We start from the raw sequence: 24,836 nt of genomic DNA on the forward strand, positions 1-24,836 counted from the left end.
TATGACCGATACGAAAAAGGTACTGCTGGCCGGGGCGAGCGGCGTCCTGGGCCACCACATCGCCGATGCCCTGCGGCGGCACGGCTACACCGTCCTGGCCCTGGGCCGCGGCGCGGAAGCCGACATCACCGCCGACATCATGAATCGCGATCAGCTGCTGCGCGCGCTCGAAGGACAGCGGATCGACACCGTCATCCACGCGGCCACGGCGCTGGCCAAGGCGCCCATGAAGCACCGGGACATGTACGCCACCAATGCATTGCGCATTACCGGCACCGCCAATCTGGTGGAGGCCGCGAAACTGGTCGGCGCCCGGCGGATGATCGCCGAGTCCATGGTGTTCGGCTACGGCTACCGCGACTTCGGCGACCACGTCATCGCCGAGAGCGACCGGTACGGCGCGGACGGCGACAAGGCGGTGGCGCCGCACCTGGAAGGCATGCGCGTCAAGGAGGAGCTCATGCTCGGTACGCCCGGGATCGAAGGGATCTCGCTGCGCTACGGCCTGTTCTACGGCGCGGGCGGCACCGAGAACCTGGTCGGCATGCTGCGCAAACGCCGGCTGCCGGCGGTGAACGACCACGGCCGGGTACTGCCCTGGGTGAACCTCGCCGATGCCGGCGCCGCCGCCGCGCTCGCCGTCGAAGGCGGTACGCCCGGCGCGGCCTACAACATCGTCGACGACAGCCCGCTCGGCTTCGGGGCCCACGTCCGGCTGCTGGCCGAAGCCTTCCGCACGCCCGCGCCGTTCACCGCACCCCGCTGGCTGCTGCGGCCGATGTCCTACATCCACACCGTCACCGGCGTCAGCATGCGCGTCACCAATGCCAAGGCCAAGGCCGAACTCGGCTGGAAGCCGCGGTACCCCGCCTGCGCCGACGGCGTGCGCGCGCTCGTGCAGGCCTGAACCCCGCACCCGCACAATTCAATACGAATAGACCTCGACCTCGGTCGCCTTCACCGCGAAGTACACCTGCAGACCGGGGGCCAGGCCCAGCTGCGCCACCGCCGCCGGAGTCAGATCCGCGGCCAGGCCCGCCGCCGCCCCGGGACCGTCGGCGCCGCGCACCCGCACGATGCCGCCCCGATCCTCCAGATCCTCGACTCGCACCCGGAAGACATTGCGGGGACTGCCCTCCGGGTGGTCCCGGTGCACCGCGACGGCGGCGGGGGAGAAGACCGCCGCGGCCCGGCCCGCACCGGTCCACGCCGTTTCGCTGCGCCCGAAGACCGTCGCGTCGCCATCGGTGACCGCGCCCAGGCCCGCGGTGCCGCCGCTCACCGCCGTGCCCTCGATCAGGTTCACCCCGGCGATGCGCGCCGCGAACCGGCTGCGCGGGCGCGCCAATACCTCGGCGACCGGACCGAATTCGACGATTCGACCGGATTCCACCACCGCCACCCGATCAGCCAGCGTGACCGCGTCGATAATGTCGTGGGTGACCAGGACCGTGCAGTCGGGCCGCGCGGGCGATCCGGATTCACCCGGCGCCTCGCGCAGGACGCGGCGCAGCAGTGCGCGCATGGCCGGGGCGGCGGTCACATCCAGTGCGGCCATCGGCTCGTCCAGCAGCAGCACCCGGGGATCGACGGCGAGGGCGCGCGCGAGGGCCACCCGCTGCGCCTGACCGCCCGACAGCGAACCGGGCGATCGGTCCGCCAGTTCCACCGCGTCCACCTCGCGCAGCCAATGCCGCGCGATCTCGTGCGCGGCCCGGGCGCGCAGGCCGCGACTGCGCGGACCGAAGGCCACATTCGCCGCGACCGACAGGTGCGGGAACAGCAGGGCGTCCTGGGCCAGCAGCGAGACATCGCGCCGATGCGGCGGCACCGCAATGCCCGCCGCGGTATCCGTCAGCACGCGGCCGCCCGACCGGACCGACCCGGTATCGGGCACCACTAGACCGGCCACCACGTCCAGCAGGGTCGACTTGCCCGCGCCATTGGGGCCGAGGACGGCGAGGACCTCACCCGGAGCGAGGGTCAGTTCCACGTGAAACCCGCGGTCCGCCAGGCTCGCCGAGACCAGCAGACCCTGATCGGTCGTCGATGTCGCGCGGACCGGCGCGGCAGCATCGCTCATGCCGTCACCTCGCGCCGACCGCTACTCGGACGAATCGGGCTCGCGGCGCGCGCACCGCGATAGGCGACCAGCACCACCGCCGACGCCGCCAGCACCAGCAGCAGGGAAAGCGCCACGGCGGCATCGGGATCGGCCTCACGCTGCAGGTAGATCTCCAGCGGCAGGGTGCGGGTGCGGCCTTGCAGACTGCCCGCGAAGGTGAGGGTCGCACCGAATTCCCCCAGCGCCCGAGCGAAGGCGAGCACCGTTCCCGAGATCAGCGCCGGGCGCAGCAGCGGGAGGGTCACCCGCCACCAGACGGTGGTGGGCCGCGCGCCCAGCGTCGCGGCAATGCGCTCGAAGCGATCACCCGCCGTGCGCATCGCCCCTTCCAGCGTGATGACCAGGAAAGGCAGCGCCACGAAGGTCTGCGCCAGCACGACCGCCGTTGTGCTGAACGCGATCCGGATGCCGACGGCCTCCAGCTCGCGACCCAGCAGGCCCTGCCGGCCGAACAGATAGAGCAGGGCCAGACCGCCCACGACCGGAGGCAGCACCAAAGGCAGCAGCACCAGGGCGCGCAGCACCGGCAGGGCCCGCCAATTCGACCGGGCGAGCACCGCTGCCATCGGGACGCCGAGCAGGACGCACAGTGCCGCGGCGGCCAGCGCGGTGCGCAGGCTCAGCTCCAGGGCATCGCGGGAGGCGGGCGAGGTGATCAGCGCGAGGAAGTTCGACCAGTCCACCGCGCCGGTCAATGCCACCAAAGGTCCTGCCACCAGCACGAATCCGAGTGCGGCGGGTAGCAGGAGCCAGCGGGGCAGACCGGTGCGCGGCATCAGGGTGCGCCGAATCCGGCCTCGGCGAGCACCTTCCGGCCCTCCGGACCGGTGACCAGCCGCAGGAACTCCCGAGCCGATGCGGAATCGGGCGAATCGGCCACCACCGCAATGGGATAGGTGTTCACCGCACTCATGGACTCCTGAAACGGCACGGTCGTCACCTTCGCGCCCGCGCCCGCGGCATCGGTGACATAGACCAGTCCGGCATCGGCCTGGCCCGAGGTCACCTTGGCGAGCACATCGCTCACCGAGGACTCCTCGCTCACCGGCGCGATGGTGACGCCGGCGGCGGCGGTCACCTTGCGGGTCGCGGCACCGCACGGCACCTGCGGCGCGCACACCACCAGTTGCACACCGGGTTTCGACAGATCGGCCAGCGACGCGACATTCTTCGGATTGCCGGGCGGGGTCACGATGGTCAGGGTGTTGGTGGCGAAGGTGGTCGGCGTGTCGGTGATCCGGCCGGTCCGCACCACCTTGTCCATATTCGCGTTGTCCGCCGAGGCGAACACGTCGGCGGGCGCGCCCTGATTCAGCTGAGCGGCCAGGTCGGATGAACCGGCAAAGGAGAACCGCACCTTCGTACCCGGATGCGCGGCCTCGTATTCGGCGCCCAGCCGGGTGAACACCTGCTTCAACGACGCGGCCGCGAAAACCGTCACCGTCTTGGCATCTGTCCCGGTATCCGGAGCACCGCAACCGGACAGCACGCCACCGCCGAGCACCGCGACCGCGGACAGCGCCGCCGCCGAGCGGAAACCTACTCGCCGCCACCGCTTTCCGCGGCGGTCTCCACGACCACGTTGGTCGCCTTCACGCTCGCCACCGCGATGCTGCCCGGGCGCAAGCCGAGTTCGCGCACCGCCTCGCTGCTCATCAGGGACACCACCGTGAACGGTCCGCATTGCATCTCCACCTGTGCCATCACCGTATCGGCCACCACACGGGTGACCAGTCCGGGAAATCGGTTACGCGCCGAACTGGCGCTGCCCAGCCGGGTCAATGGCGGCCTGGCCTGCTCGACGGCCAGTTCCGCGAGTTCGGCCCCGTCCACCACCAGGCGGCCGGATTCGTTCTTGTGCGCGCGCAGCAAGCCGGTGTCCACCCACCGGCGGACGGTGTCATCGCTGACACCCAGCAGCAGGGCAGCGTCACGAATCCGAATATCGGGCATGAAGGGGAGAATAGAGCCGCATCTGCGGAACCACCAATAGGATGAATCCGCAAATGCGGAGCCTTACCGCCACGCCGGTTTGGGAGAGATCGACAAGGATTGACCGGTAGTGGCCCAGGTCACTCCGGAGTATCCGGAGATGTCACTACCGGCCAGTACCCTCGAAGAAATCATGGCCACGTATTTCGATCCGAAGGCCTGGTCACCATTGCGGGCGGTGGACCTGGGCATGGACCTGGGTAAACGCCTGTTCGATCAGAGCTGGGTGGAGCAGTGGACCAGCTTCACCACCGCGTGGCTGGATCCGGTGGCCGACTTCGGGGCCGGGACGGTCACCGCCCTCATGCCCGACGTGCTCATGACCCTGCTGTCGGAGGGAATCCTCAGCCAGTTCGGCGGGCAGGAGGTGAACGCCACCTTCCTCGGCCATGAGCTGCGCGCCACCCTGCACACCCTCAAGGTGCGGCGGCGAGGCGCCCACTTCCAGACCAAAACCGTACTCACCCGGCTGCATTGGAACCGGCACCCGATCGAGGAGCTCACCGTCATCGCCCACGGGGTGCGGCTGATCCCCGGCGTGCCCACCAAGATCCGCACCGCGCAACTCGATCTCACCGGCGTCATCTCCGTTGCCGCGCTGATCGATTGGATCAACACCTGGCAGCCGGACTGGAAGCTGGAACCCGCCGAGGACGGCCTCATCCTGGCGCAACATCGCCGCCGACGCATTCGCGCCCTCGCCGCAGCCGAGATCACCGACAACGTTCTCACCATCACGGTGCACAGCGCCCACTGGCGCAAAGTTCGCGCCCCGCGCCGTATGACCCGGCTGGACTCGATCCCCTTGACCGACATGCCGAATCAGGCCCGCATCCTGCGCGCCGAACGCCGCGGCGACTACATCCACTTCGCCGCCGACCTCCCCGGCCTGACCGGCTCCTTCGACCTGGCGCAAATCCGCTCGGCCATAGTCGCCGGAACGACGCTCATTATTTTTTAGACTGCGCCTGCCACCAATCGAGCAAAGCTGCTTCAGCCTCGTCGCGGTCCATCGGGCCGCGGTCCAGGCGTAGCTCCTTCAGGAACTTCCAGGCCCTGCCCACGTCCGGACCGGGGCGCAGGTCGAGGAGTTCCATGATGGCGTTGCCGTCGAGGTCCGGGCGTACTCGCGCCAGATCCTCTTGCTCCTGGATCTTCGCGATGCGTGTTTCCAGGTCGTCGTAGGTGGAGCGCAGGAGGGCCGCGCGGCGCTTGTTGCGGGTGGTGCAGTCGGCGCGGACCAGTTTGTGCAGGCGGGGGAGGAGGTCACCGGCGTCGGTGACGTAGCGCCGCACGGCCGAATCGGTCCACTGGCCCTTGCCGTAGCCGTGGAAGCGCAGGTGCAGGTAGACCAGGCGCGCCACGTCCTCGGTGAACTGCTTCGGATACTTCAAGGCGCGCATGCGCTTTCGCACCATCTTCGCGCCGACCACCTCGTGGTGGTGGAAGCTCACGCCGCCGCCGGGCTCATTGCGCTTGGTGGGCGGTTTGCCGATGTCGTGCAGCAGCGCGGCCCAGCGCAGCACCAGGTCCGGATCGCCCTCTTCCTGGTCGATGGCCTGCCGCAGCACGGTCAGCGAATGCTGGTAGACGTCCTTGTGCTGGTGGTGCTCGTCGATCTCCAGCTGCATGGCCGGCACCTCGGGCAGCACGCGCTCGGCCAGCCCGGTCTCGACCATGACATCGATACCGTCGGTGGGGTATTCGCCGCCGATGAGCTTGTCCAGTTCGGCGCGCACCCGCTCGGCGGTGATGCGATCGATCTCCGGGGCCATGTCGACAATGGCCGCCCGCACCCGCGGGGCCAGCCGGAACCCCAGCTGCGAGACGAAACGCGCACCGCGCAGCATGCGCAGCGGATCGTCCCGGAACGAATCCTGCGGCAGCGCGGGCGTATCCAGCACGCCCTCGAGCAGGGCTTCCATGCCATTGAGCGGGTCGACGAACTCCAGCTCACCGAGCCCGCCGATCCGCACCGCCATGGCATTGACGGTGAAGTCGCGGCGCACCAGATCGGCCTCGAGGGTGTCGCCGAAGGTGACCTCCGGATTGCGCGACACCCGGTCGTAGCTGTCGCTGCGGAAGGTGGTGATCTCCAGCTGCTGCCCGTCCTTGGACGCGCTCACCGTGCCGAACGCCAGCCCGCCGGTATCCCACAGATGATCGGCCCAGCCGCGCATCATCTCCTGCACGACCTCCGGCCGCGCATCGGTGGTGAAGTCCAGATCGGTGCCGAGCCGGCCCAGGATGGCATCGCGCACGGTGCCGCCCACCAGGTACAGCTCGTGCCCGCGGGCGGCGAACAACTCCCCGAGCGGGGTCAGCACCTCCGAGAGCCGGCCGACGGTTATCGCCGCCGCGGCCAGCAATCGGGTACGGCGATCCACGCTTGCTTCCTCGGACTTCGGCGAAACCACGAAAATGCAGCTTAGTTGAGTAGGGCAAATCGTTTCCGCACCCGTGCGGTCCAACCCCCTTATAAAGCGGAACGAACGGCACCGGCCCGCATGGGGCGGTCCGGGGCAACCTGCCCTATAGACTGGCGCAGTGTCCCCGGCCGATCGCGCGAACAGTCGACGTCGCCAGCCCCGGCGCCGTGGTGGTTCGGCCGGTGGTGCTGCGAAGAGTGGTGCCGCGAAACAGCCGCGCATGCGCACCGTCCGCGAGACCTCCGCGGGCGGGCTGGTGGTCGACGGGCTGGACGGGCCGCGCGAGAAACGCTGCGCCGCGCTGATCGGCCGCACCGACCGGCGCGGTCGGCTGCTGTGGTCACTGCCCAAGGGACACATCGAAGAGGGGGAGACCGCCGAGCAGACCGCCATCCGGGAGGTCCAGGAGGAGACCGGCATCCACGGCACCGTGGTCGCCGAGCTCGGCAGCATCGACTACTGGTTCGTCACCGAGGGCCGCCGCGTGCACAAGACCGTGCACCACTATCTGATGCGGTCGCTGGGCGGGGAACTGTCCGACGCGGACGTGGAGGTCACCAAGGTGGCCTGGGTTCCCTTGAGCGAACTCGATTCCCGCCTCGCCTACGCGGACGAACGGAGGCTGGCCGAAGTCGCGAACCGGCTGATCGACCGGATGGAGAACGGCAGACAATGACGCGTGCGGGGTCCGGGCATCCGGACAGGGACACCGCGGCGGCACACTCGACTCGAACCGAGGGGGTTCTGCACCGCTGGATGCTGTCGCTGGTCGCGGTGGCGCTGACCGTGCTGTCGCTCGCCGCGGCCGGGCCGATCGCGTGCCCGCCGCTCGCGACGGCGCAACCGACCGGCAATGGCTCCGGCAATGGCAACGGCCAGCAGACGGACTCGAAGTTCCTGAAGATGTCGCTGGATTCGGTGACGCCGTCGACCATTACCGCCGCCAGCGATCCGTACTTCGTGGTGTCCGGCACCGTCACCAATATCGGCGATCGCCCGGTCTCCGACATCAGCGTCCGGATCCAACGCGCCGCCGCCGTCAGCACGCCGAGCGGGCTGCGCTCCACCCTGCGGCTGGACCAGATCAACTACGACATCACCGGCGAATTCCAGGACATCGCCGAGAAATTGACGCCGGGCCAGCGAAAACAGTTCAGCCTCACCGTCGCCCTGCACTCCTCCGCCGAACTGCCCAGTGAGATCTCCGCGCTCGACATCACCGAGCCGGGCGTCTATCCGCTGCTGCTCAATGTGAACGGCGAACCCGCCTACGGCAGTCAGGCCCGTCTGGACGATGCCCGCTTCCTGCTTCCGGTGCTCGGGGTGCCGGCGGCCGCCACCGATCCCAAAGAACCTGCCACGCAGCCGGTTCCGGTCGCACCCGCGCCGGCCGCGCCGGTCGCCACCACCATGCTGTGGCCGCTGGCCGACCGGCCGCGCCTGGTGGCGGGCCGTCCTGGATCCGCCGAGGGCCAGGCGCTGCTCACCGATGACGATCTGGCCGCCTCGCTCACCTCGGGCGGGCGCCTCGATCAGCTGCTCTCGGCCCTGGAGACCGCGCTCGAACCGGGCGGCGGGCGCGAGAACAATCTGAGCGGCGCGCTGTGCCTGGCCATCGACCCGGATCTGCTGATCACCGTGTCCGACATGGTGAACGGCTATCGGGTGCTGGCCAGCCCCTCGGATCCGGACGGCCCCACCCGCGCGGGCGGCGGCGCGCACGCCGCCACCGAATGGCTGGAGCGGCTGCGCACCCTGGCCGCCCGAATGTGTGTGGTGGCCCTGCCGTTCGCGCAGGTCGACCCGACCGCCCTGGCCGCGGTCGGCGATGTGACCCTCGCCGACCGGGCGCTCAACGGCCCCGCGGATCTGGTGGATTCGCTGCTGTCGGTGAAATCCGTGCGCGGCGTGGCCATTCCCGATGCCGGGACCATCGACGACGAGGCGGCCGCGCTGTTCGCCCACCACGGGTTCACCACCACCGTGCTGGCCGGCAATGCGGTCGAGCGGGCCGACGGCCAATCCAATCTCACCGCCGCCAGGACCCCCGACGAGCCCGCCGAGCCGGTGAACCCGGATGTGGTGCGGCTGGCGGGCATCACCGGCCCCGCGCCCGCCACCGACGGCACCCCGCCCCCGGGTGCCCCGGAACTGCGGGCCGCCACCTTCGACATCTGGTCGGCCACCGCGCTGGCCGCGGTCGGCTCGCATCCGCCCACCCCGCCGTTCACCCCCGAGGCGGTGCGCTACGACGTCACCAATGACTCCCGCGCCGCCCGCCTGCAGGACGCGCTGGGCGCCATCTCCTGGACCGCGCTCAATCCGCAGCCGGAGCGGGCGCGGTCGGCGCTGCTCATGCCGCCGCAGCAGTGGGGCGCCAACCGGGACGAGGCCACCGCCCTGCTCGGCCAGCTCGAGCTGCTCTTCCGCAATAATCTCGCCACACCGCGCGCCTTCGCCGATCTGCTGGCGCAGCCGGCGGACCCGCAGTCCTACCAGCTGGACTACCTGCCGCAGGCCGCCGAGGAGGCGGTGCCCGCGCACTTCGCCGAACCCGTACGGCAGCAGGCGCATCGGATCACCGAGCTGATGAACGCGCTCGCCGAGGTGCCGCAGCAGGAGCTCGGCCCGCGCGCCTTCCTGAATCCGCTGCGCGACGACCTGATCCGGGTGCTCACCCTCTCCGACCGCCGCGCCGCCTCCAGCGGCCCGGACACCACCGCGCAACGCCGCATCGACCAGACCACCCGCACCCTGACCGAACTGTTCGGCTCGGTGACGGTGCTGCCGCCCGGCGGCGTGTACACCCTCGCCTCCGAGCAGAGCCCGCTGCTGCTGGTGGCGCGCAATGACCTGCCGGTCGCCATCCGGGTGAAATTCCGGATCGACGCGCCCGCCGAGACGAACATCACCGATATCGGCGAACAGGTATTACCCGCCAAGGGCACCCGGTCCTTCCAGATCCCGACCGAAGTGTCCGACAGCCGGAACCTGGTGATCCCCATCGCACTTACCACGCCGGACGGCGTGCCGCTCGGCAACGAGGTTTCGGTATCGGTGCGATCCAACGCCTACGGTCGTGTGTTGGCAATAATTACCGCGTGCGCCGGGGCACTGCTGCTCCTGCTGGCCGGCCGGCGACTGTGGCACCGCTTCCGCGGTCAATCCGACCCGGCCGATGAGGGCTTCGACCCGGAAACCCGACGGCGGGTGAACCGGTTCCGGCGCGCGCGGAAACGCGAGCTGCGAAAGGAGGCGTGATGAGCGAATACGGCGATGGCCCACGCTCATCCGGCCGACCCGAAGGCAGCGACGGGCCACCACCGCGCCGGGCGCCCTCCGCGCCCTGGGAACGCGGCGTGCCACCGCAACGCGGGCCCCGGCAGGGTCCGCCGCCCGGCCGGCGACCCCAGCCCGTACCGCGTCCACAGCAACCAGGGGAGGAACCACTGCAACCCGGAGAGGGCCGACCGCAGCCAGGACCGGGTGGTCCGCAACCGGGACCGCGTGCGGGCAGGCCGGTTCCGGGCGTCTCCCGGCCCGGACCGCAGGGACCGGGCCCGCGCGGGAACGTTCCGCCCGCGGCGCCCGGAAATCCGTACGGGGCGCCGGGGCGCCCGCCATCGGGTCAACCGTCCGGTCCGCCACCGGTGCGGGGACCGCGGCCCTCCGAATCCGGGCCCATCATGCAGCGACCCGGACCGCCGCAACGGCCCCTGCCGCCGCAGCGCCCGGCCCGCCCGGCCCCGCCGGAACCCGAAGAGCGCTACCACTGGGGCCATCGGGATCCGCAGGACCGGAACCGGGCGCCGGGACCGCAGCGCTATCCGACGCCGCCGATGTCGAACCCGCAGCGACAGCCGTTGCCGCGCAAACTGCCCGGCGCGACGGCCACTTCTCAGCACGCGAAAGCGCCCGCGAAGGCCGAGAATTCGAAGTCCAAGCTGGTTCGCGACACGGGATCCATCGCCATCGCGACGCTGATCAGCCGCATCACCGGCTTCGGCAAACAGCTGCTGCTGCTGGCGGTACTCGGCCCTGCCATCGCCTCGGCCTTCACGGTCGCCAACACCATTCCGATGATGATCTCGGAATTCCTGCTCGGCGCGGTGCTCACGGCGATCGTCGTCCCTACTCTGGTTCGAGCAGAAAAGGAAGACGCCGACGGCGGTGCGGCCTTCGTGCGGCGACTCTTCACCGTCGCGTTCACCGTGCTCGCGATCGGCACCGTCCTGGCGACCGCCGCGGCACCGGTGCTGACAACACACATATTCCTGTCCGAAGACGGCCAGGTCAGCACGCAGTTGACCACCGCGCTGACCTTCCTGTTGCTGCCCGCAATCGTCTTCTACGGCATGTCGGCGCTGCTGATGGCCATCCTCAACACGCACGGTGTGTTCAAGCCCGGCGCGTGGGCTCCGGTGCTGAACAACATCGTGGTGCTGACCGTCCTGGTGTTCTATGCGCTGACCCCGGGCGAGATCACCCTCGATCCGGTCCGCATGAGCGAACCCAAACTGCTGGTGCTCGGCATCGGCGTAACTCTCGGCGTGATCGTCCAGGCGGTCAGCTTGGTGCCCGCCATCCGCCGCGAGGGCATCGATCTGCGGCCGCTGTGGGGCATCGACGCGCGGCTCAAGCAGTTCGCCGGAATGGCCGCGGCCATCATCCTGTACGTCCTGATCAGCCAGATCGGGTTCATCGTGGCCACCAATGTCTCGTCCAGCCACGACCTCGCCGGACCGGCCATCTACCAAAATGCCTGGCTTCTGCTGCAATTGCCGTACGGCGTGCTGGGCGTGACGTTGCTGACCGCCATCATGCCGCGGCTGAGCCGCAATGCCGCCGCTGACGACACACCGGCGGTGGTCGACGATCTGGGCACCGCCACCCGGCTCACCATGATCGCCCTCGTCCCGGTGGTCACCTTCCTGACCTTCGCCGGACCGCAGGTCGGTGAGGCCCTGCTCGGCTACGGCCGGTTCACCGACAGCGCTGGACGGCTCGGCGAGGCGGTGTCATGGTCGGCATTCACTTTGATTCCGTACTCGCTGGTGCTGATTCATCTGCGGGTGTTCTACGCGCGCGAACAAGCTTGGACGCCAACCTGGATCGTCCTCGGCATCACTACCGTCAAGATCCTGCTCTCGGTACTGGCGCCTGCGTTCGTCTCCGCCGACCACGTGGTGATCGCGCTCGGCGTTGCCAACGGCCTCGGCTATGTAACCGGTGCGGTGATCGGTGGCTGGCTGCTGCACCGCAGCCTCGGCGATCTGCACATGGCCAATGTCGGCAAGACGATCACGCGCGTCGTCCTCGCTGCCGTGGCGGGTGGCGCGGTCATGCTCATCGCCGACACCGTGATCGGGCTGGATCGCCTGTCGGAATCCTTCGGCGGCATCGGCTCGTTCGTCCGGGTCGGCATCGACGCCATCGTCATGTTCACCGTCGCCTTCGGGCTCATGCGCCTGGCCGGCATTCCGGAGATCGTGGCCATTACCGTCGCCCTCTCGCGCCGCCTCGGCATCAGCCCGCCCAAGCCGGATCTCGGCCTCGACGGCGAGCCGATCGAGGACCTGCACGACACCACACTGCTGCCGAAGCCGGATCTGCGTGCGGCGCCGTACTACTACCGCTTCGATCCGTATCTCGACGCGCAGACCATGGTGCTGCCGGTTATCCGACCCGATGCGGTTGACATCACCGGCACGGGCGAGTTCCCGTACCCTGTTCCGCAGAGAAGCGCAACCGCCGGATCCGGCGCCTCCGGCACCCGCGCGGATGCCGGTGCCCGCACCCCTTCGGATGCCGGCGAACCGGTTGTGGCCCCGAAATATCGGTCTTCGACACACCAGGGCGAAGGAGGAGCGAGGGTGAGCGACGACGCGGCGGGCGGTGTCCCGGCCGCCGAATCTTCAGCGACCGCGGGCGGCGGGCTCTCCACGGATACGCCTCCGACAGCCGGAAAGCCGGGCGGTCCGCCCGCCTCCGCCGGCCGGACCGCGGACAGCTCCGCCGAGCACACGCACGAGGAGCCGGAACACCTACCGGAGGACGACGAACCCGAGACCGGTGGTCCGGAAACCGGCGTCTACGAGGCGGTTTCGCCGCAGATGCCGCCCATGCGGGTGGAATCGACCAAGCGAATCCAACGCGGCCCCAAGCTGATTCCGGGCGCCTCGGTGGCCGGTGGCCGCTACCGGCTGCTCGCCGGACACGGTGGTGCGCGCGGGCTGAGGTTCTGGCAGGCCCTGGATGTGAAACTCGACCGCGAGGTCGCTCTCACCTTCGTCGACGCCGATCAGAAGGCCGCCGACAACTCCGGACACGATGGGCCGCAGGCGATCCTGTCCCGCACCCTGCGCCTGGGCCGGATCAATTCGCCCGGCCTGGCGCGCGTGCTCGATGTGGTGCGCGGCTCCTCCGGCGGCATCGTGGTGGCCGAATGGACGCCCGGCCGCTCGCTCAAGGAGATGGCCGATACGGTGCCCTCGCCCATCGGCGCGGCGCGCGCCATCCGGGCGCTGGCCGCGGCGGCCGAAATGGCGCACCGCGGCGGCGGATCGCTGTCCATCGACCATCCGGACCGGGTGCGCATCAGCGCCACCGGTGACGCGGTGCTCGCCTTCCCGGGCACGCTGTCGGACTCCGACGCGCAATCGGATGTGCGCGGCCTGGGCGCCATGCTCTACGCGCTCATCACCGCGCACTGGCCGATCCGCACCGGCGGCCTGACCGGCAGCGCGGCCACCGTCGGCGGGCTGCCGCTGGCCGATTTCGGCCCGGACGGAACTCCGGTGGAGCCCAGGACGATTCGGCCCGAGGTGCCCTTCGAGATCTCCGCGGTCGCGGTGCGCTCGCTGGAGTCCAACAAGGGCGTGCGCACCGCCGCCACCGTCCAGCACGTGCTGGAGCAGGCCTCGGTGGTGGATCAGAAGACCGATTTCATTCCGGTGCTGCGACTGGGCCAGCGGCCGCCGAGCGCACCGGACGAGACCCTGGCCGATCCGGAACTGCTCGCCGCCGAGAAGGAACGCTCGCAGCGGATGATGTGGATCCTGGTCGGGCTGGGCGTGCTGGCCGCGCTGGTGGTGGGCGTCATCATCTGGTGGCTGCTGAGCGTGTTCGCGCCCGGCACCTCCAGCGAACCGCTCAACGAACAGCGCAATATCGGCCTGACCACCTCCAGTTCGGCCCCGGCCGTACCCGGTGTCAGCCCGGCGGAGACCTCCCCGGCCGAGGCGGCCACGGGCGGCGTGCCGGTGCCGGTCACCGGGGCCATGGTGTTCTCGCCGGAGGGCACGCCCGACAATGTCGGCAGCATCGGCGCCGTGCTGGACAACAACCCCAGCACGGTGTGGCGCACCGACGCGTACTTCCAGCAGTTCCCCGCGCTCAAGAAGGGCGTGGGGGTGCTGGCCACGCTGGGCAGCCCCTCCAAGCTCACCAAGGTGATCATCGACTCGCCGGCGCCCGGCACCCAGGTCGAGATCCGCACCTCGCCGACCGCGTCGCCGACCCTCGATCAGACACAGCTGATCGGGTCGGCGACCCTCGGCGACGGGGTCACCGAGATTCCGGTGAAGGCCGATCAGCCGGCCCGCTATGTTCTGGTTTGGATCACCGCTCTGGGTAACAACGGGGGACAGTTCCAGTCGGCCATTGCCGAAGTGCGTTTCGAAGCCGCGCCCTAAGAGCGCCCCAGTAGTCCGGTTCGCCCGATGCAGCCGCGCTAGCTGCACTTTTCTGGGCCAATCCATTGCTACCGAATCGTTATCCTCGATATGATCTTGCCGATTTCTTCGGTAGGGGATCTACCCAGGATCCGATTCTCGGTCCTGGTCGACGCATGTAGCAGCGCCCGTCTTAGGGGTCGTATGTCGGCAGCGAACGAATACAGGACAGCGACGGTCGAAGCCTCCGACCGCGAACTGCTGGCCGCGCACGCCATCGGCGAGCGGCACGCATTCGCCGAACTATTGCGGCGCCACCGTGACCACCTCTACCAAACCGCGCTGCGGGTGTGCCGCACGCCCGAGGACGCCGCCGACTCGCTGCAGGACGCCATGCTGTCCGCGCATCGCGGCGCGGCCTCCTACCGGGGCGATGCCGAGGTCCGAACCTGGTTGCACCGCATCGTGGTCAACGCGTGCCTGGATCGGATACGCCGCAACAAGACCCGGCACACGGTAACGTTGCCCGCAGAGTCGCTAGCCGAACACCCTTATGCCCGCGACGATTTCGCGGACCTGGAAACCACGCTTGTGGTCGACGCCGCGTTGTTCACGCTGCCCGCCGAACAACGCAGCGCGCTGGTCGCCGTCGAGCTGGAGGGTTATTCGGTCGCGGATGCCGCTGCGCTGCTGGGAGTTCCGGTCGGAACCATCAAGAGCCGGTGCGCCCGCGGCCGGCAGCGCCTCGAAGCACACCTGAATTCCATGGACATGTGACCATGTCATATATCGGACCCGATCTGGAGGGGCGATGGACGCGAACACAGGAGGAGCAAGGGCGGCCGGGACGATCTCCGGCCCGCCGTTCTCCCCCGAACTGCTCGCCGATCTGCACGCCGGCAATGTGCCGGCCGAACTGTCCGAGCAACTGTGGTCCGCGGTCCGCCGCGATCCGGCCGCCATGCGCTATCTGGCCTCGCTCGACCAGGTGAACTCCCGCCTGCACGACCTGGCCCGCGACGAGAACATCGCCCACCCCATGCCCACCGCGGTGGCGGCCAAACTGGAACGCATGATCGACGATCTGGTGACCGCCGACCTCACCGACACCGGCGAACAGCAGATCGGCACCGTGCACCACTTCCGCGCCCCCAACCGCTCCACCCACCCGGCCCCGCCCCCCACCGCCCCCATGCCCGCCCTGCGCACCCCCAACTTCGACACCGGCCAACTCGACCTCACCGACCTCGACAACGAGGACACCCCCGAATTCGCCCCCCACCCATCCCGATTCGACGAACCCACCTCCCGCCGCCTGCGCTGGCTCACCGCCGCCGCAGCCGCCATCGCCCTCCTGGCGGGCGCCGTAGTGGCCGTCGACGCCGTCCGCAGCCGAAGCACCACCCCGAACCCTCACCCCGCCACCGAATTCCAACTGGCGGCCGATCTACCCGCCACCGACGTGCTCACCGCCATGGGCCGCCACGACATCACGGGCCCGCTGGCCACCGGCAACGCCCTCACCGAATGCCTGCGCGCCGCCACCCTCGACCGCCCCGTCCTAGGCTCCCGCAACGTCACCTTCTCCGGCCAGAAGGCCGTCCTCGTCCTCCTGGCAGGCCCCGAAGCACCCCAAATCACCGCCGCAGTCCTCGGCACAGGCTGCACCGCAACCAACCCCCAGGTCCTCGCAAGCTCCGACATCGGCTGAACAGCCGCGAAGGCACCCCGGGAACAACGCCGTTTAGGCTGTTGTTGACCGACACGCTTGTTTCACAACTTCCCCGGAGGGCCCTTTGAGTACGCCTGTTCGCGACCTGATCATCGTCGGTTCCGGACCTGCCGGCTACACGGCAGCTGTCTACGCGGCACGTGCGGAACTCGAACCCCTGCTGTTCGAAGGCACCCAGTTCGGCGGCGCCCTCATGACCACCACCGAGGTGGAGAACTTCCCCGGCTTCCGGGAGGGCATCATGGGCCCCGACCTCATGGAGGAGATGCGCGAGCAGGCCAAGCGCTTCGGCGCCGACATCCGCACCGAGGACGTCGAGGCCCTCGACCTGTCCGGCACCATCAAGAAGGTCACCGTCGGCGGCGAGACCTTCGAGGCCTACGCCGTGATCCTGGCCATGGGCTCGGCCGCCCGCTACCTGAACGTTCCGGGCGAGCAGAAGCTGCTCGGCCGCGGCGTCAGCGCCTGCGCCACCTGCGACGGCTTCTTCTTCAAGGGCCAGGACATCGTGGTGGTCGGCGGCGGCGACTCCGCCATGGAGGAGGCCATCTTCCTGACCAAGTTCGCCTCCAGCGTCACCGTGGTGCACCGCCGCGAGGAGTTCCGCGCCTCCCGCATCATGCTCGACCGCGCCAAGAACAACGACAAGATCCGCTTCGTGCTGAACGCGGAAGTCACCGAGGTGCACGGTGATTCGAGCGTCACCAGCCTGACCCTGCGCGACACCCGCACCGGCGAGACCTCGGAGCTGGCCGCCACCGGCCTGTTCGTCGCCATCGGCCACGATCCGCGCAGCGAACTGGTCGCCGGCCAGGTCGACCTGGATCCGGACGGCTATGTGAAGGTGCAGGATCCGACCACCTACACCTCCATCCCGGGCGTGTTCGCCGCCGGCGACCTGGTCGACCACACCTACCGGCAGGCCATCACCGCCGCCGGCACCGGCTGCCGCGCCGCCATCGACGCCGAGCGCTGGCTGGCCGAGCAGGGCGACATCACCAGCAATACTCTCGAACACGCCGGTCAGCCGGTCGAAGTGAACAACTAAGAGGAGTCCCCATGTCCGACGCCAAGACCACCGCCACGAAGACCGTCACCGACGCCACCTTCGCCGACGATGTGCTGTTGAGCGAGAAGCCGGTCCTGGTCGACTTCTGGGCGGCCTGGTGCGGTCCGTGCAAGATGGTCGCCCCCGTGCTGGAGGAGATCGCCGCCGCCAATTCCGACAAGATCACCATCGCGAAGGTGGACGCCGACGCCAATCCGGAGACCTCGAAGCACTACGGCATCCTGTCATTGCCTACCATGGTGCTGTTCCAAGGGGGCAAGGAAACCAAGCGGATCGTCGGCGCGAAGGGCAAAGCGGCCCTCTTGCGCGAACTCGAAGGTGTTCTCTAACGACGCGCCGTAGGATGCCTGCACTCGACAGTTGCCGATAATCCGTCCGGGTCTGCGACAATCGACCGACGCTCCGGTCGTGCGCAGGTGTGAACCTGCGCATGAGTGGGTACCCGGGTTGGCGGAAGGAAAGGGCTCTTACGCATGCACCGACTTCGTCACGGCGATACTGGACCAGCCGTAGCTGAGGTTCGGAGCACCCTGGCAAGCCTCGGATTTCTGCACACCCACCCCCATTCCGATCCGGTCGGCGGCAACGGGGAGTACTGGAAGGACGCCGACGCCACCTTCGATCACGATCTCGATTCCGCGGTACGCGCGTTCCAGCAGCATCGCGGCCTGCTCGTGGACGGCGTGGTCGGCCCGGCCACCTACCGGGCGCTGAAAGAGGCGTCCTACCGGCTCGGCGCCCGCACCCTCATCTATCAGCTGTCGGCGCCGCTGTACGGCGACGATGTCGCCACCCTGCAGCGCCGCCTGCAGGACCTCGGCTTCTACGTGCACCGGGTGGACGGCTACTTCGGCCCGCACACCCATGACGCGCTCACCTCGTTCCAGCGCGAGATCGGCCTGTCCTCCGACGGCATCTGCGGTCCGGACACGCTGCGCTCGCTGGATCTGCTGGGCGCCCGTGTGACCGGCGGCAATCCGCATCGCATCGCCGAGGAAGAGGTGGTGCACCGGGCCGGGCCGCAGCTCACCGGCAAGCGCATCGTCATCGATCCGGGCCTGGGCGGGCCGGACAAGGGCTCGGCCGTGCCCACCGAATTCGGTGACGTGTACGAGTCGGAGATCCTGTGGGATCTGGCCAGCCGGCTGGAGGGCCGCATGGCCGCCACCGGCATGGAGACCTTCCTGTCCCGGCCGTGGGGCGCCAACCCCTCCGATGCCGAACGCGCCGAGACCTCCAACACTTTCGACGCCGATCTGATGATCTCGCTGCGCTGCGCGGGCAATCCCAGCGGTGCCGCCAGCGGTGTGGCCAGCTTCCATTTCGGCAACTCGCACGGCTCCACCTCCATGATCGGCCAGGTGCTGGCCGGCTTCATCCAGCGCGAGATCGTGGCGCGAACCTCCTTGCAGGACTGCCGAACCCACGCCCGCACCTGGGATCTGCTGCGCCTCACCAAGATGCCCACCGTCCAGGTCGACATCGGTTACCTCACCAGCGAATACGACGCCTCGGTCCTCACCAACCCGCGCATGCGCGACGTGATCGCCGAAGCCATCCTCATCTCGGTCAAGCGCCTCTACCTGCTCGGCCAGGACGATCAGCCCACGGGGACATACACTTTCGCCGAGCTGTTGGCCGAGGAATTGGCTGCGGCAGACCGCATCTGAGGCACGAAGAAAATCGCCGCCCGAGTGACTCGGGCGGCGATTTTCGTTTGGAGCCAACGGTCAGAGCGTCACCATGCGGGTCGGCATGGTCAGCTCCGCCGCCGCCAGCAGCTGATCCAACGCCCGCTCGACGTCTTCCTTCCAGAGATGGTCGCTGTCCAACTCCAACCGCAATCGCGGGAACCGGTGATGTGACGCAACCACTTTGAACCCCACATCCTCGAGGAAGTCGGCATCGATCATGCACGCCTCGGGCGAGCACCCATCCGCATGCGAGGGACTGCGCGGCGCCCGCAGGGGAGTGGGCGCGATCCGCTCCAGGAACATCATGGACCCGCCCCGCTCCGACATGGCGGTGGTCGGCGGATCCCAGCGCATCCCGAACGCCTCGATGGCCCGCACACCGCGACGCATCAGATCGCCCACCACGGCCTGAATCAGCTGATGGGCTACATCGGTCTGCTGATACGGCGTTTCGGCCCGCAGCGTGGTCAGCAGGACCGCATCCGGGCTCACCGGGGAGGTGGGGAACAATCCGGCCCGCGGCACCACCCGCGGCGGCGCGTACAGCGCGCACCCGGCCGACTGCCCGTCGACCAAGGCCACCTGTCCGCAGGAACCCCATTCGAGCATGACGGTGGAGAGCCAGGCCTCCTTCTCGAAGACCGGGTCGCTGAAACTGCGGGAGTCCGCCGCCACGGCCGGATCCATTTCCCAGAACACGCAACGGCGCGCGTGGCCCGGAAGTTTGTCGAGCCCGCCGAGGGTAAGTGCGGTAACGCTGGTCGACACCGCTCTGCTCAGCCTCCAGCTGTCCGATTCATCCACACTCACGCCGCATCAATATCTACTCGCCAGCAAGAATAAGCGATCAAAGCAATCACGCCTCTTCCATAGTGTCAGGACCTGACGTCGAGGGCATCAGGCCCCGCGTCACAGTGACGTTTCGGCCCCGACCCTCTGGGTGGGGCTCCGCTACAGCTTCGACTGCTCCATCAGGCTTACGATTCGTTCCAAATCGTCGATCGAACCGAATTCGACGGTGATCTTGCCCTTGCGCTTGCCGAGGCTCACCGTGACGCGCGTATCGAACGACTCCGACAACCGCTCCGCCACATCCTGCAGACCCGGCATCTGAATCGGCTTGCGCTTGGGCGCCGGGGGAGTGACCGCGGCATCCGGATTCCGGTTGGACAGCGTCACGGCTTCCTCGGTCGAGCGAACCGACAAGCCTTCCTTCACAATCCGTTCCGCGAGGGCTTCCTGCACCTCGGCTCCACCCTCCAGGCCGAGCAGTGCGCGGGCATGTCCGGCGGAGAGCACGCCGGCCGCGACCCGGCGCTGCACCGGAATCGGAAGCTTCAGCAGGCGAATCATATTCGTCACGACCGGACGGGAACGGCCGATTCGGGAAGCCAGTTCCTCGTGGGTGACACCGAACTCCTCCAGCAGCTGCTGATAGGCGGCCGCCTCTTCAAGGGGATTCAGCTGGACGCGATGAATGTTCTCCAGCAACGCATCCCGGAGTAGCGATTCATCGGCGGTCTCGCGCACGATGGCCGGAATGGCGGACAGGCCCGCCTCCTGGCTGGCGCGCCACCGCCGCTCGCCCATGATGAGCTGATATTTGGGATCGGGCCCGGATTCGACCTGGCGCACCACGATCGGCTGCATGAGGCCGAATTCCTTGATGGAGTGCACCAGTTCGGCGAGCGCCTCGTCATCGAAGACCTGACGCGGCTGCTTCGGATTGGGCTCGATATCGCCCGGCGGGATCTCCCGGTACACCGCGCCCGCATCCACGCCGTCCACCACATCGGCGGGATCCGGAACCCGGTGCAGGAAGGCCGAAGCCGGCTGCGGCCCGATCGGATCGAGACCGATGACGACGTTCGCGGCGGCACTGCCCAACCCCTGGGTGGCCGCGGGCCCGGTCGGGATCAGTGCGGCGAGACCGCGTCCGAGTCCACCCTTCTTCGCCTGACTCATCGGTCTACCGACCCCTTTCATCGTCACCTGCACCCGATTGCGCACCGCACCGGATTTCACTGCACCGGAAATTCACTACATATCGGATTCTGCGTCGGGCGGCGTCCCCGCCGTGGTTTGACGCGCCGAGCGAGCCGCCATCTCTCGTCCGGCATCGAGATAGCTCATCGCACCACGCGAACCCGGATCGTAATCGAGCACCGTCATTCCGTAGCCGGGCGCCTCGGAAACCTTGACGCTGCGGGGGATGACCGAGCGCAGCACCGCGTCGCCGAAGTGGGTGCGCACTTCCTCGGCCACCTGATCGGCGAGCTTGGTGCGACCGTCGTACATGGTGAGAACGACGGTGGAGACATGCAATTCGGGATTCAGGTGCGACTGCACCAGCCCGATATTGCGCAGCAGCTGACCCACGCCCTCCAGCGCGTAGTACTCGCACTGGATGGGAATGAGAACTTCCTTGGCGGCGACCATGGCGTTCACCGTGAGCAGACCCAGCGACGGCGGGCAGTCGATCATGACGTAGTCGATGTCGTACCCGGCGAGATTGGCCTCCTGGATGGCCTGCTTCAGCCGGCCCTCGCGGGCGACCATGGAGACGAGTTCGATCTCCGCGCCGGCGAGATCGATGGTGGCCGGAATGCACAGCAGCCGTTCGCTGTGCGGGCTCTGCTGAATCGCCTCCTGCACGGTGCACTCGCCGATGAGCAGTTCGTAGCTCGACGGGATTCCGGAGTGGTGTTCGATGCCGAGCGCTGTGCTGGCATTGCCCTGCGGATCGAGATCGATCACCAGCACCCGCATCCCCTGGATGGCAAGCGCGGCGGCCAGATTCACGGCCGTCGTGGTCTTGCCGACGCCGCCCTTCTGATTGGCGATGGTGATGATGCGCTGCTCCCGCGGCCGGGGCAGCGAGGCATTGCCGGGATGCAGCACCTGACTGGCGCGCTGGGCTTCGGCGGCAATGGGAGTCTCGTTGGCGGAGATGTTCCCGAACGGAGTGCGGCTGAACTCCTCCACGTCGAAGGCTCCGGTATCGAGCATGCCGGGAACCCGGGACGTTGTTTCCCGTGAAACATTCGCCGGACCGTTGGACATACAGGCTCCTAACCCCGAGAACTCAAAGACACGTGGCCGAGCTGATTTCTTCCGCACCTGGCAGCAGCCGCGACAGCGTACGTGATGGGGGAGCGGAGTTGCCATCCCAGCACGCAGCGCTGCGTTGGAACCGAGGAGGTACGAGGTGCGCGATCGATACCCATTCCGGACGCCGTTCCCAACTGACGTGCAGTCGATTTCGAGCCTGCCGGGCATCGCAGGTGTGCGCTCACGCTCGACGATCACTAGCTTGCCAGTAGGAGACACAATACGGAAGTTGAACGGAGACGAACTTGGTGCGACACGCAAAATCGCCGAGCTCGCACGAAATTTCGGTCGATGTTTCACATGAAACAGGGCGATCGATCGATCCCGAAGGTTAGCGCAGCTTCGTCACCGTGACGATGTTTCCCGTGAAACATGGCCACAGGGGGCGAGACTCAGTGGCGCTTGGATCGGTCCGCACGCTTGGCGGCACGGTTCGCGCCGCGGCGTTCGCTGCGGGGGAGTCGCTCGGCGCGGATGACGAAGGTGGGGGTCTCCAGCGCGCCCGCACCGCATTCGATGACTTCGGCGTGACCCGCGCCCGCCTTGGTCAGCTCGGCGCGATCGCGCTCCAGTTCCTCGGCGGCACTGATGCCCTTGAGGGCGATCATCCGCCCGTGCTCGTGCACCAGCGGCATGGACCAGCCCGCCAGCTTCGCCAGGGGAGCGACCGCGCGGGAGGTGACGATATCCGCGCCGCCGGCTTCCTTCTTCACACCCGCCTGCTCCGCGCGCCCGCGGACCACGGTGACATTGTCCAGACCCACCTCATTGATGAACTCCGCGAGGAAGACGGTGCGGCGCAGCAATGGCTCCACCAAGGTGATCCGGAGATCGGGCCGGGCAATGGCGAGGGGGATGCCGGGCAGTCCCGCACCGCTGCCGATGTCGACCACCGAGGCGCCCTGCGGGATGAGTTCACCGATCACGGCGCAATTGAGGATGTGGCGATCCCAGAGCCGGGGCACCTCGCGCGGGCCGATCAGGCCGCGCTCCACACCCGCGCCCGCGAGGGCGTCATAGTAGCGCCGGGCCATATCCAGCCGGTCCCCGAAGACCACCGCGGCCGCGGCGGGCGGTTCGACCGGACCACTCGGCTCGGTCACCTCGGTGCCAGGTTCCACGTGAAACATCCTTCCGACTTTGCTCAACTCTCGAGGCTCTCAGGGGCTTCGCCCCCGAACCCCCCGGGGCAGAAGTCGCAGCGCCTGCCTCGACTCTCCGAACCCGGGGGAGACGGCTGCGGGCGGGGGAGGGGCCGACTCGGTACAAGCGTAGGGCCCCCGGTCTGTTCGACGCGGGGGCCCTGGCTCGAAACGGGGTGCGTGTCAGGCGGGGAGGACCACCACGCGGCGGTTCGGCTCCACGCCTTCGCTCTCGCTGACGACGCCGTCGAGGGCGGCGACGGCATCGTGCACGATCTTGCGCTCGAACGGGGTCATGGGGGAGAGCGCCTCGCGCTCACCGGTTTCCAGCACCCGCTTGCCGGCCTCGGTGCCGAGCGCGCTCAGCTCCGAGCGGCGCTTGGCGCGCCAGCCGGCCACATCGAGCATGAGGCGGCTGCGCACGCCGGTGGCCTGCTGCACGGCCAGCCGGGTGAGCTCCTGGAGCGCGTCCAGGACTTCACCGCGACGACCGACCAGCTTCGTCAGATCCTTGCCGCCGTCGATGCTCACCACGGCGCGGTCGCCCTCGACATCGAGGTCGATATCGCCGTCGAAGTCGAGCACGTCGAGCAGCTGCTCCAGGTAATCGCCCGCGATCTCACCCTCTTCGATGAGCGCTTCCTCGGCGTCGTTCACGGCGTCCGTTGCGGTATCCGATGCCGCGGTCGCAGCCGTCACTGTGGGGTCCCCTCCGTCGGTTTCAACAGTCATGGTTGTTTCCTTCATCTGGAGTTGTCGGCGCACTGCGCCGTCGAAGCTTTCGAGGCAGGCTCAGCGGCGGCGCTTCTGATTGGCGCGCCCGCGATTACCGGACCGCTTCTTGCCACCCGCGGGCTTGGCGCCGGCCGCCGGCTTGGAACCGTTCTGGGCGGCCTTCGGCGTCTCGCCGTCGACGGCGTCGGAGTCGGCATCGGTCTTGGCGGCGTCCTGCTTCTTCCGAGTATCGACCGGCTTGGCGCCGGGCTTAGGGGCATTCGCGGCGCGGCGCTCCAGGGCGGCGGCCTTCTTCGCTTCCTCTTCCTTGGCCATATGACCGAAGACGAGGTGCTGCTGACCGTAGGTCCAGATGTTGTTGGAGACCCAGTAGAGCAGGATGGCGATCATCAGGAACGGGCCGCCGACGAGCACGCCGAGCGGGAACACCCACAGCGCCAGATTGTTCATCAGCTTGGCCTGCGGGTTCTCCAGGGCCTCCGGAGTCTGCCGGGCCACCGAGGCGCGGGCGTTGAAATGCGTTGCCAGACCGGCGATCACCATGAGCGGGATGGAGACCAGCGCGATGTTCAGCTTGTCCGGGATGCCGCCGTAATCGGCGAAGGACTGCAGCACGCTATTGGGCTCGGTGATGAACGAGGACAGTGGAGCGCCGAAAATACGCGCGCGCAAGAAGGACTGGACGTCATCCGGGCTGAAGATGTAGTTCGCGGTGTGCGCGTTGTCGTACGGGGACATGCCCAGCTGACCGAACCCGTGGCCGGTGCGGTTGAACGAGCGCAGCACATGGAACAGGCCGAGGAAGACCGGAACCTGCAACAGCACCGGGAGGCAGCCCATGAGCGGGTTGAAGCCGTGGTCCTTCTGCAGCTTCTGCATCTCGATCGTCATCTGCTGACGATCGTTCTTGTACTTCTTCTGCAGTTCCTTGATCTGCGGCTGCAGCTCCTGCATCTGCTTCGTCGTGCGGACCTGCTTCACGAACGGCTTGTAGAGCACCAGCCGCAGCGTGAACACCAGGAACACCACGGCCAGCGCCCAGGCAAAGCCATTGTCCTTGCCCAGCGCGAACCCGAAGACCCTGTGCCAGAACCACAGAATGGCCGACACCGGGTAATAAATGAAGTCGAGCAC

Annotated in this window: 21 protein-coding genes; 10 read left to right on the plus strand and 11 right to left on the minus strand. The window is 68.3% G+C overall.

Annotated features, from left to right (window positions below):
- The first annotated feature begins 1 nt into the window (after position 1).
- Entirely contained in the window at positions 2–907 is a 906-nt protein-coding gene (locus tag ACFVIV_RS06795) for an NAD-dependent epimerase/dehydratase family protein (protein WP_379193832.1), read from the plus strand.
- Between the two features lie 18 nt (positions 908–925).
- Here ACFVIV_RS06795 and ACFVIV_RS06800 read toward each other — a convergent pair whose 3' ends face one another.
- From ACFVIV_RS06800 to ACFVIV_RS06815, 4 genes are read right to left on the minus strand one after another with little or no spacing between them, the layout of a single operon-like run.
- Positions 926–2,083 (minus strand): sulfate/molybdate ABC transporter ATP-binding protein, encoded by a 1,158-nt coding sequence (locus ACFVIV_RS06800; protein ID WP_379193833.1) that lies wholly within the window; start codon positions 2,081–2,083, stop codon positions 926–928.
- Complete coding sequence (locus ACFVIV_RS06805; RefSeq protein ID WP_379194197.1) at positions 2,080–2,904, minus strand: ABC transporter permease; 825 nt, start codon at positions 2,902–2,904, stop codon at positions 2,080–2,082. Before ACFVIV_RS06805 ends, ACFVIV_RS06800 begins: the two co-directional genes overlap by 4 nt.
- Positions 2,901–3,644 (minus strand): molybdate ABC transporter substrate-binding protein, encoded by a 744-nt coding sequence (modA, locus tag ACFVIV_RS06810; RefSeq protein WP_379194198.1) that lies wholly within the window; start codon positions 3,642–3,644, stop codon positions 2,901–2,903. Before modA ends, ACFVIV_RS06805 begins: the two co-directional genes overlap by 4 nt.
- Positions 3,645–3,664: 20 nt before the next feature.
- Complete coding sequence (locus ACFVIV_RS06815; protein WP_379193834.1) at positions 3,665–4,078, minus strand: molybdopterin-binding protein; 414 nt, start codon at positions 4,076–4,078, stop codon at positions 3,665–3,667.
- Positions 4,079–4,187: 109 nt separating this feature from the next.
- Here ACFVIV_RS06815 and ACFVIV_RS06820 point away from each other — a divergent pair, with 109 nt between their 5' ends.
- On the plus strand, positions 4,188–5,078 hold the full coding sequence (locus tag ACFVIV_RS06820; RefSeq protein WP_379193835.1) for a hypothetical protein: 891 nt from the start codon (positions 4,188–4,190) through the stop codon (positions 5,076–5,078).
- Here the strand turns inward: ACFVIV_RS06820 and ACFVIV_RS06825 are convergent.
- On the minus strand, positions 5,068–6,504 hold the full coding sequence (locus ACFVIV_RS06825) for a CCA tRNA nucleotidyltransferase (protein ID WP_379193836.1): 1,437 nt from the start codon (positions 6,502–6,504) through the stop codon (positions 5,068–5,070). The genes ACFVIV_RS06820 and ACFVIV_RS06825 overlap by 11 nt on opposite strands.
- A 160-nt stretch (positions 6,505–6,664) precedes the next feature.
- Here ACFVIV_RS06825 and ACFVIV_RS06830 point away from each other — a divergent pair, with 160 nt between their 5' ends.
- The 8 genes from ACFVIV_RS06830 (at position 6,665) to ACFVIV_RS06865 (ending at position 18,690) form a co-directional block, all read left to right on the plus strand.
- Positions 6,665–7,222: an NUDIX hydrolase gene (locus ACFVIV_RS06830; RefSeq protein WP_379193837.1), complete on the plus strand. Its 558-nt coding sequence runs from the start codon at positions 6,665–6,667 to the stop codon at positions 7,220–7,222.
- Positions 7,223–7,302: 80 nt separating this feature from the next.
- Complete coding sequence (locus ACFVIV_RS06835; RefSeq protein ID WP_379194199.1) at positions 7,303–9,807, plus strand: DUF6049 family protein; 2,505 nt, start codon at positions 7,303–7,305, stop codon at positions 9,805–9,807.
- A gap of 578 nt (positions 9,808–10,385) precedes the next feature.
- Positions 10,386–14,240, plus strand: coding sequence for a lipid II flippase MurJ (locus ACFVIV_RS06840; protein ID WP_379194200.1), 3,855 nt, complete (start codon positions 10,386–10,388; stop codon positions 14,238–14,240).
- A 183-nt stretch (positions 14,241–14,423) separates the two neighbouring features.
- Positions 14,424–14,996 (plus strand): RNA polymerase sigma factor SigM, encoded by a 573-nt coding sequence (gene sigM / locus ACFVIV_RS06845; RefSeq protein WP_379193838.1) that lies wholly within the window; start codon positions 14,424–14,426, stop codon positions 14,994–14,996.
- Positions 14,997–15,030: 34 nt separating this feature from the next.
- On the plus strand, positions 15,031–15,930 hold the full coding sequence (locus ACFVIV_RS06850) for a hypothetical protein (RefSeq protein WP_379193839.1): 900 nt from the start codon (positions 15,031–15,033) through the stop codon (positions 15,928–15,930).
- Between the two features lie 85 nt (positions 15,931–16,015).
- On the plus strand, positions 16,016–16,999 hold the full coding sequence (trxB, locus tag ACFVIV_RS06855; protein WP_379193840.1) for a thioredoxin-disulfide reductase: 984 nt from the start codon (positions 16,016–16,018) through the stop codon (positions 16,997–16,999).
- A gap of 11 nt (positions 17,000–17,010) precedes the next feature.
- On the plus strand, positions 17,011–17,349 hold the full coding sequence (gene trxA / locus ACFVIV_RS06860; RefSeq protein WP_379193841.1) for a thioredoxin: 339 nt from the start codon (positions 17,011–17,013) through the stop codon (positions 17,347–17,349).
- Positions 17,350–17,493: 144 nt separating this feature from the next.
- Positions 17,494–18,690, plus strand: a complete 1,197-nt coding sequence (locus tag ACFVIV_RS06865) for a peptidoglycan-binding protein (RefSeq protein ID WP_379193842.1) — start codon at positions 17,494–17,496, stop codon at positions 18,688–18,690.
- 60 nt (positions 18,691–18,750) lie between these two features.
- On the opposite strand, the gene ACFVIV_RS06870 is transcribed toward ACFVIV_RS06865, so the two are convergent.
- The 6 genes from ACFVIV_RS06870 to yidC all read right to left on the minus strand — a co-directional run bounded on the left by ACFVIV_RS06870 (position 18,751) and on the right by yidC (position 24,836).
- Positions 18,751–19,482, minus strand: a complete 732-nt coding sequence (locus ACFVIV_RS06870) for a GNAT family N-acetyltransferase (RefSeq protein WP_379193843.1) — start codon at positions 19,480–19,482, stop codon at positions 18,751–18,753.
- A 183-nt stretch (positions 19,483–19,665) separates the two neighbouring features.
- Entirely contained in the window at positions 19,666–20,679 is a 1,014-nt protein-coding gene (locus tag ACFVIV_RS06875) for a ParB/RepB/Spo0J family partition protein (protein WP_379193844.1), read from the minus strand.
- Positions 20,680–20,754: 75 nt separating this feature from the next.
- Positions 20,755–21,723: a ParA family protein gene (locus tag ACFVIV_RS06880; protein WP_379193845.1), complete on the minus strand. Its 969-nt coding sequence runs from the start codon at positions 21,721–21,723 to the stop codon at positions 20,755–20,757.
- Between the two features lie 494 nt (positions 21,724–22,217).
- Positions 22,218–22,955, minus strand: coding sequence for a 16S rRNA (guanine(527)-N(7))-methyltransferase RsmG (gene rsmG / locus ACFVIV_RS06885; RefSeq protein WP_379193846.1), 738 nt, complete (start codon positions 22,953–22,955; stop codon positions 22,218–22,220).
- A gap of 195 nt (positions 22,956–23,150) precedes the next feature.
- Positions 23,151–23,699, minus strand: a complete 549-nt coding sequence (locus tag ACFVIV_RS06890; RefSeq protein ID WP_379193847.1) for a protein jag — start codon at positions 23,697–23,699, stop codon at positions 23,151–23,153.
- Between the two features lie 60 nt (positions 23,700–23,759).
- Positions 23,760–24,836 (minus strand): membrane protein insertase YidC, encoded by a 1,077-nt coding sequence (gene yidC, locus ACFVIV_RS06895; protein WP_379193848.1) that lies wholly within the window; start codon positions 24,834–24,836, stop codon positions 23,760–23,762.

It is taken from the genome of Nocardia sp. NPDC127526, assembly GCF_042672265.1.
GTDB lineage: Bacteria > Actinomycetota > Actinomycetes > Mycobacteriales > Mycobacteriaceae > Nocardia.